This is a genomic window from Oceanobacillus aidingensis (genome assembly GCF_042654105.1).
GTDB classification, from domain to species: domain Bacteria; phylum Bacillota; class Bacilli; order Bacillales; family Amphibacillaceae; genus Oceanobacillus; species Oceanobacillus oncorhynchi.
The window spans coordinates 61,666-76,772 of record NZ_JBHSFT010000045.1 but is presented as its reverse complement, the minus strand read 5'-3'; the positions used below and the strand labels follow the sequence as shown (position 1 = coordinate 76,772).

Sequence of the window (15,107 nt, the reverse complement as noted above, 5' to 3'; positions counted from 1 at the left end):
AAAGATTAAAATTTTCAACGTAATCAAATGAATGGAAATAGAAGCATCGAAAAAAAACAAATGAAAGAATTACCTCATCATGGAAGGAGAATAAAAATGAAAAAACCCGGATTACAATTAATCTTACAGACTTCAAATCTATTTATCGGATTTATGGTGTGGGTACTGATTTCATCGCTCATGCCATACATTACAATGGATATTTCATTAACATCCGGTCAAGCATCTATTATTACGGCCATCCCTGTTATTTTAGGGTCTTTACTGCGTATTCCAATTGGTTTTTATGCCGATCGCTTTGGGGCACGAATTATTTTTCTCATTAGCTTTTTGATTTTACTATTCCCTGTTTTCTTCTTGAGCATTGCCGACTCTTTCACAGATTTAGTCATTGGCGGCTTACTATTGGGGATAGGCGGAGCGGTTTTCTCCATCGGAGTGACATCCCTTCCAAAATATTACCCAAAGGAAAAACACGGTTTTATCAATGGCGTATATGGGATTGGTAACGTTGGTACAGCAATTACATCCTTTGGCGCACCTGTACTCGCTGGGGCAATTGGATGGCAAGGTACCATCCGAAGCTTCCTGATTATCTTGCTTGTATTTGCCGCACTTGTTTTTATCCTTGGTGATCGTTCAGAAGAAAAAGTGAAGAAATCGATGGCGGAACAAATCAAAGGTGTGTATAAAAATACAACATTAGGCTTCCTGAGCCTATTTTATTTCATCACATTTGGTGCTTTTGTTGCTTTTACCATGTTCCTGCCAAGCTTTTTAGTAGATAACTTCAGTTTAGAACCGGTAGATGCCGGCATTCGAACTGCTATCTTTATTGTAATTGCTACTGCATTAAGACCAATTGGAGGTTTATTGGCTGATAAATTCAATGCATTTATCATCTTAATGTTTGTATTCATTGGGGTAGCTTTCTCAGGCATCTTATTATCCTTTTCACCAGGTATCGAGTGGTATACCGTTGGTGCATTGGCCGTTGCGGTAACCGTAGGGATTGGAAATGGGACGGTCTTTAAATTAGTTCCCTTATATTTTTCAAAACAAGCTGGTATCGTCAATGGAATCGTTTCTGCGATGGGCGGATTAGGCGGATTTTTTCCACCATTACTATTAACAGGTGTAGCTAACCTCACTGGACATCATGCGATTGCATTTATGTTAATGTCTGAGTTTGCTATCGTCAGCTTTATCATCGTTATATTTATGTATTATCAAGACCGGGTAAGTATCGAAGGAAAAATCATTGAAGGCGTTGCAGAGGGCATGATGATAACGAATAAAAATAAAGTCATTCAGCATGTCAATCCTGCTTTCACAAGAATTACTGGCTACCACCAAGAAGAAGTCGTTGGCAAAACTCCTAAGGTGATTAGTTCTGGGAAGCATGATAAAGCATTTTATAAAGACATGTGGGAATCCATTAATAACAAAGGCTTCTGGCAAGGAGAAATCCAAAATCAGCGAAAAAATGGAGAAGTGTATAAAGAGCTGCTTACCATCAGTCCAGTTAAAAATAATGTTGGTGAAATAATACAGTATGTCGGCGTGTTTAATGATATTTCTAATATGAAGCAATCTTCTATAAGCTGAAAAAAATCCCTTGGTTTCCTGTCCATTCATGAAAACCAAGGGATTTTTTTCCTCTATTCTCATTCCATTTTCTCCAATACCCTCTTTCCAACAAGAACCGAATGCACACAATCTCCATTCTTTGCAAAATAAATCCGCTCTCCGGTTTCCGCGATAAAATCATTTTCAGATATCGGGTAAAAGCATGTTATTTGTTCATTCCGATTCAAATAAAGCAAATCATCCTGTATCGATATGGAAGCTTTATTCCCTTCTCCTGATTGATACCTGCCGGAAAACAGGTTTAAGTTCAATGTTTTTCCAGATAACACATCATCTTTCTTGAAAGGATTCTCCGCTGATATCCCTAAAAGAATATGTAGTGCAGAAACCAATATCTTTTCAGCCGGGACATCGGCCATATTGATTAAAATGGAAGCAGATATTCCTTTTTCCTTAATGATTTGAAAATTGGAGGAAACTCCCTTTATACTGCCGCCATGTCCAAACCGGGTGTATTCCCCAATCGAATTTATTTCTATCCCGAAGCCGTAATCACCGCCATTGGGTAACGAAAAAGCGGAGGAAGTCATTTTTTCAAGTTTATCTTCTGAAATAAGACTTTGTCCCTGTATCCTGCCATTTAACCGAAGCAGCTCTGCATACTTCATTACATCGTCAGCCGAAGCCTTCCAGGACCCGTTCGTGTAAATAGCTCCTACATCCCACCAGACTGGCGAATGAAAAATACCTGAATGCTTTTCTTGATAGGCATATAATTCCGTTACATTTTCTTTGTTAATAATGGATTCAGTCAGAAAAAAGGAGTTCTTTAGCCGCAGCAGGGAAAATAATTTTCTCTCCACATAATCGATAAACGTCATTCCGCTCGCCAATTCAATAATTTTTTGCAGCATCCCATATCCTTCATTAGAGTAATTGAACACCGTTCCTGGAGGACCTGACAATGCAAAGTCCATCCTGCTTATTTGTTCAATCAATTCATCCGCCGTTTGAATAGCAGAACTCTCCTCCTCCTGCCATTTTCCAAATAAAAAATCGCCATCCGGATCCTTCCTAATGCTTTTCATACGGGCGTGATGAATAGAGGGCAATCCCGGTAAACCGCTGGTGTGGGACATAAGATGCCTAATCTCCAGCTGTTTCAAGTAATCCTCTCTTGGCAATTTCAAATTGGGAAGCCATTCGGTTACTTTATCACTGCTATGCAACCTGCCTTCTTCCTCCAATTTCATAACCATCAGACATGTCAGGGATTTGGTGATGGACGCCAGGCCGAATATTGTATCCTTTGTAACCGGAAGCCCTTCTTTCATGTTTCTGTATCCATAATAGTTTTCATAAATGCTGTCACCGTGTTGATAAATAGTTAGTGCCATGCCGGGGATTTTTAGCTCTTCACACGTTTGATTGATTTCATTATTCAATTTTTCTTGTGTAGATTTGGGTAACATGGTTCGAACCTCCCTCTATATAAAAACACCCCAAACGTCAGTTGCTTGCTCTCACATTTGAAGTGTTGTATCTAAACAGAATCCATTTATATTTAATACAGGTATTTCTAAATACTAAAAATCATTCGAACAGGACACTGACAGAAGCATTGTTATGAACTCTCAGCACGGCGTCAGCTAACAACGGCGCAATGGTCAAGGATGTGATTTTATTGATTTGTTTTTCCTCTGGCAGATAAATCGAATTGGTAATCACCAGCTCCTTGATGATAGAGGATTCAATCCGCTCCACTGCCGTCCCCGATAAAACAGGATGTGTACAGCAAGCATATATTTCTTCCGCTCCTCTACCAACCAGCGCATCAGCAGCCGATATAAGCGTTCCGGCAGTATCAATCAAATCATCGATAAGGATGACATTTTTCCCTGCAACATCACCAATGACATTCATTACCTGCGACACATTTGGTTTGGGACGCCGTTTATCTATGAGCGCAATAGGCGCGTCTAATATCGTTGCCATCTTTCTGGCACGACCTACGCCCCCATTATCCGGCGCAACAACAATAACCTCTTCCGTCGGTAATTTCTTTTTAAAATACTCCGCTAATACAGGCACTCCCATAAGCTGGTCTACCGGCAGATCGAAAAAACCTTGTATTTGCCGCGCGTGCAGATCTAATGTGATTATTCTGGAGGCCCCAGCTGTTTCGATTAAATCAGCAATCAATTTGGCAGTAATCGGCTCTCTGGCCCGCGCCTTCCGATCCTGTCGTGCATAACCGTAATACGGAATGATCACATTGATGGATTCAGCTGAAGCTCTTTTCATCGCATCAATCATAATCAATAGTTCCATGATATGCTCATTTGCCGGTTCAGAAGTAGATTGAATCAGATATACTTCACATCCTCTGACACTTTCTTCAATATTGATTTGGATTTCACCATCACTAAAGTGTTTTACAGAGCTTTTCCCAAGAGGAACATTTAAAATATCAGCGATCTCTTTTGCTAAGGTATAATGGGAATTCAATGAAAATAACCTTAATTTGGGACTACATTTCATTTTTTCAGCCTCCTGAATAATCCATCTCCGTTCACTGGGATAATTGCTTCTCTTCAACCAGCTTACGTGTACGATTATAATAAGTTATATTTATATTAAATCCTTTTGCTCGCTCTATCAAGGATTTCTGACATGCTTCTTCTTAATTATCTTTAAATTTTGATTTATTTATAGGTTTGGATAGTTAACCGCATTGATAACGCTGACTTTGAGTTTCGAATAATTTAATTTACTAAATCTCGTTTTATGTAGGATGTAGAATGAATAAACCATTTTATTATAATAGGATAGAAGTCAACACAGGAATATAAAATAAAAAAGCCCCTTAATGAAAGGAGCCTCATACTTTTATCTTCTATCAATTATTTTCTGTAACTTGGTTCATTTTTTGATTAAATCAGTTAGTTATTCTAAATCAAATTAATGAATCTTCCCCTTTTTCTTGTGCAACTAATTTTTTATCATACATTTTGAAGAACGGATACCAGATTACAGACGCAACTACTAAGCCGATTAGTGCAACAACAAGAGCCATAAAGTCCCCTGTACTAATGAATGCACCTACCCCTGGAGGTGTAGGCCACGGCATCAAGGCAACAATCGGATTAACAATTCCTATGCTAAGTGCCCAATAACCGATAGACGCAGCAACCATTGGTGCTAAAAAGAATGGAATAGCCATAAATGGGTTATATATAACCGGTAATCCAAATAAAATTGGTTCATTAATATTGAATAATCCCGGAACAAGAGATGTTTTGCCCAATACGCTTAATTGTTTCGATTTAGCTAGAAATGCCATAAATACACATAAACCTAAAGTCGCTCCAGCACCTCCTAAAAGAATAAATGCTGTTTGGAATTCACCTGCATATGGAATGTTTGCTCCACCAATATTCGCTTGCATATTATTCAGCCAAATCGGTGTCAAGAGTCCTCCTATAATCGTTGAACCATGTATACCTACAATCCATAATGTATGAAGGATGAAAGTAATTACCATCATACCTATCCAGCTGCCGGTTAAATTTGTCACAAAACCAAATGGAATTTGTATTAATTTAAATATATCTGTCCCCATTAGAACCAAAATACCGTTAAGGATAAGAACAACAAAAGCTGTGACAAATGCTGGTATTAAAGCTGTGAATGATCTGCTTACACCTTCCGGAACTTGTTCGGGCATTTTTATGATCCAATTCTTTTTTACACATAGTCTGTATAATTGCACAGCTATAATTGCCATAATTATCGCTGAAAAGACCCCTGTAGCATCTAAACGAGCAAGACCTTCATCTATTATTTCCCATCCACCTATGATCGTGGTATCCTCGTTAATAATATTTACAAGAGCCATTTCACCATTTTCCCAGACTAACTGAGGAATTGTCATAAATAAAGCGAAAATAGATAATAAACCACCATTTAAAGGACTTAAATTCAACTCTTCTTCTTCCGCAAATATTTTTGTATACTCATACCCGATAGTAAAACCAAAATATAATGCTAACAAACCAATTGTTGTCTTATTCGCCAACATATACAAAGCTTCAAATCTAAAGAATGTATTGTCAAAAAAACTTTGCAAAAATGGGAATGTTTCAGGAAGTATATTAAAAACTAGAAACATCGAACCTACAATGACGAACGGAATAGCAGCCATACCTGCTGCCATTATAGCACGAACAAAACGCCAGGAAGCCACTTTACCCATCGGGCCCATTAGATATTTTTCCAAAAAAGCAAATACTTTTCCTTCTGACTCTGCCATGGAAATCCCTCTTTCTATTATAAATTAATAGCTTCTTCATATTCTTTGATACGCTTAAAATGTTGATCCTTGTTATACTTAATGTTATATAAACGATAGAGCACAAATGCACTTAACAATATCCCCATACCTAAAACGACTAATACAAGTATTTTAGACTCCTCCTGTACCACTAAAAAGGGGTACAATTGATTGAATGTCACAGAGAATAATGTTGGCACAATCAATAGCAGATTTGTGCTTAATAAAATAGCAAAACTATATTTTGTATATTTAGCTTGATTAGTATGAGAACTGTATATTTTCATCTGTTCTACCATACTGATAACAATTGTTATAATTAAAATTAATGGGATAAAATAAAGTGAAGAATCACTTATCAACAATGAAATTAGCCAGTATATATTTGTGAAAAGAAAAAATGCAGTTATATATCTGACAAGTAAATATCTATTAAAATACATGGATTTAATACTTGTTTCTTTCCGATTTTTTTCTACTAGTTCCATTCCATTGGTTTTCATATACAAATCCCTCATTTATCTATTTTTGCAATTCTTTCATATAACGACAGCATTTCTAAAGCAACCTCTCGCAGCGTCATTGTGGTCATTAAATGGTCTTGGGCATGAACCATAATAATATCTACATTGACATCCTCCCCTGAAGAATACTGCTGTAATAAAGATGATTGCGTTTGATGTGCTGATAACAAATCATCATTGGCTTCTTCCAGTCTGCTTGCTGCACTTTCAAATTCATTATTTCTCATTAATTCAAAGGCATTATGAATCAATGTTCTGGAAGAGCCACTATGCAAAATAATATTAAAAGCAACGTTTTGAATTTGATCTTGTTCCATCCAATTCTTCCTTTCTTCTACCTCTGGTTGAAGCAGGTATAAATTAATTTTTCATCAGACAGGACTGGAAAATAAATGTTATTCTCACTCATGAATCTCATTTGCTATTAATGCAAGTGAGGATATACCTTGATTGGAACACTTTATAGAAAACAACCTGCCCCGTCTAATGAATTAATCCTGCTATTCCTGATGAGCTATTCTTTTAAAACAAACCCTTAAAACATAAATATCAATTTTTTATACATATACAGCCTATTATTCTGGAAGCTCTTCTAAAATTAAATTCGCTAACTTCTCGATTCCCATAGGAATTGGTACATATGCCTGCGGAGGGATATTTACAACAGGTTTCCCAGCACGGTCACCAGCACCCTTAAGCTGTTTATAGTACATCTTCGTTTGTGGACTTACTAAAAATAAATCGTATCTTCCTTCATCAATCATTTTTTGTCCTTCATTGGTAGAAGTAGCATCTACTTGAATTTCTTCCCCTTTTTCCTTTAAAAATTCTGTTGATTTTCTTGCTAATAAAGAAGATGACATGCCACCTGCACAAATAATTAATACGTTCTTCATACTTCATTCCTCCATGAATTTTACTTTTTCACTTAAACTAATCTATTACTGCAAATTCTCACCATTTGAGGCGATGACTTCTTTAAACCAGTAAAAAGAATCTTTCCGGTGACGTTCTAGCGTCCCGTTATCGTCATTATCTTTATCAACATAAATAAAGCCATATCTTTTTTTCATTTCTCCTGTACTTGCAGATACTAAATCAATGCATCCCCATGGTGTGTAACCCATCAGGTCAACACCATCTTCATCTACTGCTTTTATCATCTGCTCTATGTGAGTACGGAGATAGTTAATGCGATAATCATCTCGGATTCTGCCATCATCGTCGAACTCATCCACAGCTCCCAGCCCATTTTCTACAATGAATAAAGGCAAATGATACATATCAGTGAACCAATTCAACGCATAACGCAGTCCTTCTGGATCAATAGCCCAACCCCAATCAGATGTTTCAATATATTCATTTCTTACAAGATCCTTAGATTCGTTGTAATCATATGTTTCATCTGACTCATTATGGCTAATCGCAAATGACATATAATAACTTAAACCAATATAATCAACTGTACCTTTCCTTAAGACCTCTAAATCTTCTTCAGTTATATCTAAATTAAATTTCTTTCGTTCAAAATACCTCGTCATATGTCCTGGGTATTCCCCGTGAACATGAATATCTGTAAAGTAATAGCGTTTTTGCATTGCTTTTTGCGCCTTTAAAATATCCTTAGGATGAGAAGTTGACGGATAAATTGGGCACATCGCAATCATACATCCAATCTGGAAATCCGGATTAATTTCCTGACCAATCGTTACTGCTCTTGCACTCGCTACAAGCTCGTAATGAGCAGCTTGATACATGATTTTTTCACGATTTTCTCCTTCTTCATATTTGATACCAGAATTAGTGAATGGGGCAAAATCATCATGGAAATTTGCCTGATTATTGATTTCATTAAACGTCATCCAATAGGTCACTTTATCCTTATATCGTTCAAAGCATACTCGAGCAAATTTCTCGAAAAAATCAATGAGTTTACGGTTTCTAAACCCGCCATATTCCGTAACTAAGTGATAAGGCATTTCAAAGTGAGACAGTGTAATAACTGGTTCAATTCCATACTTCAAACACTCATCAAATAAATTATCGTAAAACTTTAATCCTTCTTCGTTTGGCTCTGTCTCATCCCCATCCGGAAAAATTCGTGACCAGGCTATAGAAGTTCGAAAGCACTTAAAACCCATTTCGGCAAATAATTGAATATCTTCTTTATATCGATGATAAAAATCGATTGCTTCATGATTGGGATAATTTTCACCCTCAATTACTCCATCAGTAATTTCACGAGGAACACCATGAGCACCTTTCGTCATAACGTCAGCAACGCTTATTCCTTTTCCTCCTTCTTTCCAAGCACCTTCCAATTGATGTGCGGCAACCGCTCCACCCCATAGGAATCCATCAGGTAGTTTAGACATCTGTAATCCGCTCCTTCCTATTATCTTGATTAAATCGCTTTCATTGCTGTGCTTAAAAAGTTACATACAACAACCTTGCAACTAACCTTTATTCAAGTTTTAATACTTTATTTACTATCAACTTTCTATGTCTTCATCTTAAAATAAAAACGTTTTCATCTGTAGAGGACGTTTTTCGGTTGGCAACGGAAATAAGTTAAAATCTATCAAACAAAAGGAGAGGATCTGCATAATCGTTCTGCAGATTCTCTCCTTTTATACCTTCGTCAGTACTTTTTTCATTTCAGCATATGTTTCGCACTGCAATAATTTTTGCACTATCAACCGATTATCCAATAACTTCACTAATACATCATACATTGGCTTTAAGTCATCCATCTTATTGTGTGTACTGATATTGAGCAGACAGATAAATTGAACAGGCTTTCCTCCCCACTGAATAGAATCTTTTAAGGTAACAACAGACCAAAAGGTTTCATCCGTTTGCGGGTTCATCGGATGCGGAATGGCTACCAAGTTACCAAAGCTGGTAGGAGAATATTCCTCACGTTCTAAAACAGAATGGATAAAATTTGTATTTACCATTTCAGCTTCCAACAGCTTATTTCCTAAAAACGTAATAACTTCTTCTTTGGAGGAAAAATCCATTTTTAAGTACGTAAAGGCTTCCCTCATATATCTTTCTATCATCTCAAAATCATTGTGTACTAATTTTTCTATTTTCCTTACATCCTGTTGCCCTAGCAATGTGCTTACTTGAATAACTGGAACAGATAATTTTTCAGGAATAGGAATAGTACTGATAATAAAATCTATATTATGCAGCGTTTGATTTTTCAAATTATAATACTCTGTTGTACCTAAGATATTTAAATCATCATGAAATCTATCTTTCAATTTTAATAAAAGTAATTGCGCTGTTCCTAAACCAGAAGCACAGACAATTAAACAGCGTTTTTTATTCTTTTCGCTCTTTTCCTGTCTCTCTAATGCTGCCTCAAGATGGAGTGCGATATATCCTATTTCATTTTCATCAATAGTTATATTCATATTTTGTTTAATCACATCTGTGCCGATAGTTAAAGCCGCTTCGTAAGAAAAAGGATATTTATTTTTAATTTCCTCCAGTAATGGATTTCTTAAATTCATTTGATACTTATACCGATTTATTGCTGGTTTTAAATGTAAACTTAATCCCAATAATAATTCTTCATCTTGAGAAAGATTGAATGAATAAGCATTATCTATTCGTTCTAGAATAATTTTGGTTAGCTGTTGGATATCCTCATCCAGTATCGTTTTTATTTCTTCTATTTCCGAATCGGAATGTGTCTTCTTCGTTCCTTGTAAATGAATAGCTAAATAAGCTGTTTCATTCACGGAAAAAGATACATTTAGTTTTTGTTCTATCTCTAACACAATCTCTTTTGCAATTGTATATTCTTTTTTATTAGTGATTTTACCCAATTCTTCTTGATACATCTCAACGACTTCTTTTTCGCGAATCCGCTTACAAGCTATGGCGATATGTGTGATTAAATTATGTAAACTGACATCAGTGATAACCGTTCTGTATTTCCTCAATTTAGATAGGATACTATCTCGGATCCACTCCATTTCGTCTTTTGGTAATATCTCTATCCAATCGGAGGCCTGATCAACCAAATTTGTCTTTTGATTGAAAATATACTCAGAAATACAAAAACGTATTTTCATTTCATCCCCATATACTTTAATTCCATAACCCGGTTTTTGGTCTAAAGACAAATGATAATTTTCCAATACTTGACGAATACTATTTAAATCACTTTGCAATGTCGAGCGGCTAATAAACATCTCTTCAGCAAGGTCATCCATTTTAATATAGGCGGATTGCAATAACAGTTTTTCCATTAAAAACTGGATGCGGTCTTCAGGTTCCGTCGGGATAACCTGGTTATCTTTTTCAGTTGTTTGTTTTAGAAAATGCTTAAATTTATCTTCATCGGTAATATTTATCCGATACCCTTTTCCACGATGTGATTCAATTGATGCCGTATCATTATTTAATGATTTACTTAATTCCTTCATGTCAGTCTGAATCGTCTTCGAACTAACTTGAAGAACAGCAGCAAGCTCAGCGCTAGTTTGTAATTCATCCGTTGTCAGTAACTGCTGGATAATTTGTTGCAGGCGGCTATTCATTTTATTCATTCTCCTTAAGTGATAACAATTTTTATTAATCAGTATAGAATAGATAATTTTATATGACAATTTCCATACCAGCTTTTCGAGGGGGGCATTATGTATTTACTTATGCTTTTTTTCATTGCTTCCACAAAAACACTTGTAGACATTCCTGCATTACATACTAATAAAATTTTTCTTCTTCGTAGTGTACCAATAAATAATTTTATGATAAATAATTATGTTTATCATGTTGATGTAAAGCTCTTTATCTAACACATTAGTTTGTCAAAATTTCCATTAATAACCAATTTTGATTTTAAAATCCTCTAAACAAAAAAAACCTATATATTGAATAAACCAGATAACTTTTCGGTCACATTCAATATATAGGAAAATAATACATAGACCCTGCCATTTCCATTCATTACACCTGTAGCAGCCAGTATCGACAGAAAAACATTCTCCCTTACCCCGTCACAGGATAACGAACTTCTCTTGTTCTTTTTGACTGATACCATTGATAGCACAAAATAATAATAATTACGATATCAACAGCGTCCCCACCATAATACATCAACATGCCCCCAGCTTCAGCCTCCGCTCTGGGTACCCCTTCTGGAGGATAAGCATAAATGACTTTGGAAAGAATCTTATGTCCTGCTAAAGCAAGTATCAATACCAAAGAACGATAGATATAACTGTATCGATATGGGATTGGGTCGATATATAACAGTGTAGCCGCAAAAAAGTATCCAGCTAGAAAAACATGCAGGTGGACAAGCACATGAACCCACATGATTGTTTCCATCATGCTGTACAAACCCGTCGTATAAAGCAGCCAAAGCCCGCCTATATTTAATACTGCAGGAACAACGGGATTGGAAAGGAAATGGAAAATCGGACTTCTTAGCACAGCAGTTACTTTTTTAGCATAACGTGTCGGCAGTGTTCGCAGAAGCAGTGTCATTGGTGCAGCCAGTACCATGAATAACGGACCGAGCATGCCTAAAAGCAAGTGGCCAAACATATGCATGGTAAAATTCTGATGCGCGATAGAAGCTAACGGATTTACAACGGTGATAAAACACAACACACTTCCTGCAGTCCATAAAACTGTGCGGTATATAGGCCATGCCTTGTTCTGTCTTTTTGAAAAAATAACTGCAGTAATGTAAAGCAATAGGCCAATGATAAAAGGGGCGCTTAATAGAATTTGTGTGATAGAATCCATCGAGTGAGTAGTATGCGCCATATTTTCATGCTGATGCTCCATCATCTCAGCTCACCCTTGTGCAGCTTTAGCTGTTTTTGCGTTTGGTAAACGACGATTCCCCCGGCGATTACCATTATTCCAGCAAGAATATTCCATATTAAATCATAGGGAAGCAGATCAACGCCATAACGAATCTGGTGCAGTTGCATCAGTTTATGCTGAATAATTCCATCGTATAAGTTAAATAACCCTGCTCCCAGTGTCATACCGCCTAACCACCGCTTTTTCCACCAAGCTCCCCGCCGCCTTAAATCAACCAGCATAAAAAGCGCTCCAACAGTCGCAAACCAGCTAAATGCGTGAAAGAGTCCATCGGAAATAAGACCAATTTCTGTAGTCGAACGATCATAAAAATGATGCCAGTGAAGCAATTGGTGAAAAATAGCTTCGTCAATAAAAGCAACCATCCCAAGCCCAAATAAAAAACCAGATAAAACGTTTCTGCCTGAATAGCTGAACTGTTCTTGCGTCAGTTCTTTTTTCATTATAGAAACCTCCTCTATTGGATAAAAAGCTGAAACAATGTGATTCCACAAGATTTATGACAACATTTTCAAATAAATTTTCACTCTTCCTATAAAATTCCTTATTAAAAAAGAAATATAACGTACAGACTTTCCTGAAGTCCTTCTTTCTTTTAAATAGTCATTCCCATTTCTTTTTTTTGGTAAACAGATTTTTATAATTGGATGGGGATTGGACTCTTTATTGGAGATGCCGTAGATAATGCTTGTTTTTATTGCTATGGCTGCAACAACCTTATTATGGCACATCAGTTCATATACACATAAATAATTAGGTAAGCTGAAATAATTCTCAATTCAAAGGTATCTTTTTCACATATTTGAATATAATACATAAAAATACGAACATTTTTTTGTTTGTTATTTTGCACATTTTTTTGTACAATGGAGGTAAGAAATGATAAGAAATAATGGAAAGGGGAGGTCAATTGTGGGAAAAATTTTAGATAGACCTTTCACTCGTAAAAATACAATTCCAGCTAGCCAATTAAGAGAAATTTCTCAAAAAAGGTTGCAGGAGATGATTAATGACAATCAATTGTTAGCTCTTATTATAAAAGATGAAATGGCTATAACTATGATGGGAATGGAAGAATTTGAAGCGTTAAGAGATTATGTAGAACAATTAGAGCAATTACTAGATGAAGCAGGCATAGTAAATCAGCTCAGTGAAACATATTTCGAAACACCCAAAAATGAGTTTATGGAAATGCCTGCAGGAATGTCAGCAAAAGAATATAGAGAATGGAGAAAAGGAACGAGTGATTAAATGAGCAAAAAAAATTATGAATCTAAATTCCACCCTCATTTTTTTGATATTTTGGATGATGCAACAAAGCATATGTCTGACGCAGAGTTCTCCAATTTTTTTGCATTATTTGAGCATGAACTTAGCATTTTAAATAAAGATCCTTATAGTAATTCAAGAAATTGCAAGTACGGAATTCTTCATGATAAAGGATTCCGTACGATGACATTTCATTCACAATTACCAAGAAACGGCACTGGCGACATGCGAATTATTTTTGAAATAGACGAAGAGTCAAAGCTTATTTTTTATTGGGCTGTCGGAAGACGAATCAACACCAGACCAAGGTCTAAAGAGGATATTTATTCCAAAGCAGAAGCGATGTTAAAAGATAGGAAATAATAATACATAGCATAGCTTGTGATGATGCAAGCTATGCATACGCACGACTTCACCAGATGAGAAGTGAGAACAAGCAGTTTGATATATCTTCATCATCTAACCAGGTCATAATTACCAATTTCTCATCCTGCTCCACACTCCCTCCAAAACCTCTCTCGGAATTCCCCTAATCTCTACATCCTCCCCAAGAAAAAGCAGCCAATTCACTATCTCACTAATTTCCTCCTCTTTTCTCACATCAACAAACGTGTTTAAACGCGCCCGAGTCTGGTAAGGATTAGTATAAGAAATAGAAACAGTCAGCGGATGATACTTTTTAAATTGAGCAATCGCCTTTGGTCCCAGTTCAAGCACGAGATTACTCTCTTCTTTCTGGGTGCGCTGCTTTTCCAAAATCTTTTTCCTGCTCATCCTATGCTTAACAGGATAGGTGCGAATATCCGTAAGCTGATCCACAGGAATAATCTGTGTCTTTTGCTCTTCCAAATGGAAGCCTTCCATCAACCAGTAGCTTTTCTCCCGGTAAAGATGCAGAAGATAAATCGGATAGGATTTACACTCCTCCCCTTCCTGTACAGTAATCCACAAATAGCTATCCATAAGGATGTGATGGATAAGCTGCTCCAACATCGGGTGAGGCAAATCAGACAAATCAAGCAGATCAGGATTATTTGGATTGGTCCCTTCAAATAGGAGAATTTGATTTAAAAGCACCAGATCATCCTGTTGATTTTCAGAGATAAGGCCAAGTAGTTTTTCAGCCAGGGACTGGCGGCTTTTCAAATAGGGAAGCTGCTGATTTCTGGTAGCCATAAACGCAAGAAAAAGCGCTTTTATCTCATTATCCGTAAAACGAACGGTTGGCAAGACAGAGTTATTCATAACAAAATAACCTCCGTCCCTTCCAACTTCAGCAACAAGCGGCATTCCCATCGCTTCAATTTCTTTGATATCTCGAATAGCAGTCGAACGAGAAATAGTAAATTCATGCATGATTTCTGATATAGTAAAACGTGAACGATTGTTGATATAGCGCATGATGGTATTGATCCGCTCCACTTTTTTCATGATATCCCCCTAAACAGTATCATTTTTTGACATGATTTAAGGTTAGTATAAACTTATCAAATGAAAATACAACGCATTTGATACAATTTTAAAAAAAGGAT

Annotated in this window: 15 protein-coding genes; 3 read left to right on the top strand and 12 right to left on the bottom strand. The window is 36.4% G+C overall.

The annotated features are described in order from the left end of the window. Window positions 1-96: 96 nt before the first annotated feature. Window positions 97-1,608 carry a nitrate/nitrite transporter gene (locus tag ACFO3P_RS16945; protein ID WP_379542555.1) on the top strand — a complete coding sequence of 504 codons (1,512 nt, stop codon included), beginning with the start codon at window positions 97-99 and terminating at the stop codon, window positions 1,606-1,608. A 59-nt stretch (window positions 1,609-1,667) separates the two neighbouring features. On the opposite strand, the gene ACFO3P_RS16940 is transcribed toward ACFO3P_RS16945, so the two are convergent. From ACFO3P_RS16940 to ACFO3P_RS16890, 11 genes are all read right to left on the bottom strand, one after another. After that, on the bottom strand, window positions 1,668-3,062 hold the full coding sequence (locus ACFO3P_RS16940; protein ID WP_289585066.1) for a serine hydrolase domain-containing protein: 1,395 nt from the start codon (window positions 3,060-3,062) through the stop codon (window positions 1,668-1,670). Between the two features lie 121 nt (window positions 3,063-3,183). Then, the gene (locus ACFO3P_RS16935) at window positions 3,184-4,131 is read right to left on the bottom strand and encodes a ribose-phosphate diphosphokinase (protein WP_289585065.1); all 948 of its coding nucleotides are present in this window, start codon (window positions 4,129-4,131) and stop codon (window positions 3,184-3,186) included. A 415-nt stretch (window positions 4,132-4,546) separates the two neighbouring features. After that, complete coding sequence (gene celB / locus ACFO3P_RS16930; protein ID WP_042529788.1) at window positions 4,547-5,902, bottom strand: PTS cellobiose transporter subunit IIC; 1,356 nt, start codon at window positions 5,900-5,902, stop codon at window positions 4,547-4,549. Between the two features lie 17 nt (window positions 5,903-5,919). Beyond that, window positions 5,920-6,426: a hypothetical protein gene (locus tag ACFO3P_RS16925; RefSeq protein ID WP_042529786.1), complete on the bottom strand. Its 507-nt coding sequence runs from the start codon at window positions 6,424-6,426 to the stop codon at window positions 5,920-5,922. An 11-nt stretch (window positions 6,427-6,437) separates the two neighbouring features. Then, window positions 6,438-6,764, bottom strand: a complete 327-nt coding sequence (locus ACFO3P_RS16920; protein ID WP_042529784.1) for a PTS cellobiose transporter subunit IIA — start codon at window positions 6,762-6,764, stop codon at window positions 6,438-6,440. 258 nt (window positions 6,765-7,022) lie between these two features. Next, window positions 7,023-7,343, bottom strand: coding sequence for a PTS cellobiose transporter subunit IIB (locus tag ACFO3P_RS16915; RefSeq protein WP_042529783.1), 321 nt, complete (start codon window positions 7,341-7,343; stop codon window positions 7,023-7,025). Window positions 7,344-7,388: 45 nt separating this feature from the next. Next, window positions 7,389-8,822: a 6-phospho-beta-glucosidase gene (locus tag ACFO3P_RS16910; RefSeq protein WP_042529781.1), complete on the bottom strand. Its 1,434-nt coding sequence runs from the start codon at window positions 8,820-8,822 to the stop codon at window positions 7,389-7,391. Window positions 8,823-9,077: 255 nt separating this feature from the next. After that, on the bottom strand, window positions 9,078-11,006 hold the full coding sequence (locus tag ACFO3P_RS16905; protein WP_042529779.1) for a BglG family transcription antiterminator: 1,929 nt from the start codon (window positions 11,004-11,006) through the stop codon (window positions 9,078-9,080). Window positions 11,007-11,044: 38 nt separating this feature from the next. Further along, on the bottom strand, window positions 11,045-11,182 hold the full coding sequence (locus ACFO3P_RS16900) for a PTS sugar transporter subunit IIB (RefSeq protein ID WP_354005224.1): 138 nt from the start codon (window positions 11,180-11,182) through the stop codon (window positions 11,045-11,047). Between the two features lie 275 nt (window positions 11,183-11,457). Beyond that, window positions 11,458-12,267, bottom strand: a complete 810-nt coding sequence (locus tag ACFO3P_RS16895) for a cytochrome c oxidase assembly protein (protein ID WP_244882330.1) — start codon at window positions 12,265-12,267, stop codon at window positions 11,458-11,460. After that, window positions 12,264-12,749 carry a DUF2243 domain-containing protein gene (locus tag ACFO3P_RS16890; RefSeq protein WP_042529777.1) on the bottom strand — a complete coding sequence of 162 codons (486 nt, stop codon included), beginning with the start codon at window positions 12,747-12,749 and terminating at the stop codon, window positions 12,264-12,266. Before ACFO3P_RS16890 ends, ACFO3P_RS16895 begins: the two co-directional genes overlap by 4 nt. A gap of 469 nt (window positions 12,750-13,218) precedes the next feature. Between ACFO3P_RS16890 and ACFO3P_RS16885 the strand changes: the two genes are divergently transcribed. Further along, window positions 13,219-13,557, top strand: coding sequence for a hypothetical protein (locus ACFO3P_RS16885; protein WP_139089003.1), 339 nt, complete (start codon window positions 13,219-13,221; stop codon window positions 13,555-13,557). Continuing rightward, the gene (locus ACFO3P_RS16880; RefSeq protein ID WP_042529773.1) at window positions 13,558-13,938 is read left to right on the top strand and encodes a type II toxin-antitoxin system RelE family toxin; all 381 of its coding nucleotides are present in this window, start codon (window positions 13,558-13,560) and stop codon (window positions 13,936-13,938) included. Window positions 13,939-14,049: 111 nt separating this feature from the next. Here ACFO3P_RS16880 and ACFO3P_RS16875 read toward each other — a convergent pair whose 3' ends face one another. Continuing rightward, on the bottom strand, window positions 14,050-15,006 hold the full coding sequence (locus ACFO3P_RS16875; RefSeq protein ID WP_042529771.1) for a helix-turn-helix transcriptional regulator: 957 nt from the start codon (window positions 15,004-15,006) through the stop codon (window positions 14,050-14,052). Between the last annotated feature and the right edge of the window lie 101 nt (window positions 15,007-15,107).

Excerpts from the sequence above, each read along its gene's own strand:
- ACFO3P_RS16945 (WP_379542555.1), top strand. The coding sequence starts at position 97 with ATGAAAAAACCCGGATTACAATTAATCTTACAGACTTCAAATCTATTT.
- ACFO3P_RS16940 (WP_289585066.1), bottom strand. The coding sequence starts at position 3,062 with ATGTTACCCAAATCTACACAAGAAAAATTGAATAATGAAATCAATCAA.
- ACFO3P_RS16935 (WP_289585065.1), bottom strand. The coding sequence starts at position 4,131 with ATGAAATGTAGTCCCAAATTAAGGTTATTTTCATTGAATTCCCATTAT.
- celB (WP_042529788.1), bottom strand. The coding sequence starts at position 5,902 with ATGGCAGAGTCAGAAGGAAAAGTATTTGCTTTTTTGGAAAAATATCTA.
- ACFO3P_RS16925 (WP_042529786.1), bottom strand. The coding sequence starts at position 6,426 with ATGAAAACCAATGGAATGGAACTAGTAGAAAAAAATCGGAAAGAAACA.
- ACFO3P_RS16920 (WP_042529784.1), bottom strand. The coding sequence starts at position 6,764 with ATGGAACAAGATCAAATTCAAAACGTTGCTTTTAATATTATTTTGCAT.
- ACFO3P_RS16915 (WP_042529783.1), bottom strand. The coding sequence starts at position 7,343 with ATGAAGAACGTATTAATTATTTGTGCAGGTGGCATGTCATCTTCTTTA.
- ACFO3P_RS16910 (WP_042529781.1), bottom strand. The coding sequence starts at position 8,822 with ATGTCTAAACTACCTGATGGATTCCTATGGGGTGGAGCGGTTGCCGCA.
- ACFO3P_RS16905 (WP_042529779.1), bottom strand. The coding sequence starts at position 11,006 with ATGAATAGCCGCCTGCAACAAATTATCCAGCAGTTACTGACAACGGAT.
- ACFO3P_RS16895 (WP_244882330.1), bottom strand. The coding sequence starts at position 12,267 with ATGATGGAGCATCAGCATGAAAATATGGCGCATACTACTCACTCGATG.
- ACFO3P_RS16890 (WP_042529777.1), bottom strand. The coding sequence starts at position 12,749 with ATGAAAAAAGAACTGACGCAAGAACAGTTCAGCTATTCAGGCAGAAAC.
- ACFO3P_RS16880 (WP_042529773.1), top strand. The coding sequence starts at position 13,558 with ATGAGCAAAAAAAATTATGAATCTAAATTCCACCCTCATTTTTTTGAT.
- ACFO3P_RS16875 (WP_042529771.1), bottom strand. The coding sequence starts at position 15,006 with ATGAAAAAAGTGGAGCGGATCAATACCATCATGCGCTATATCAACAAT.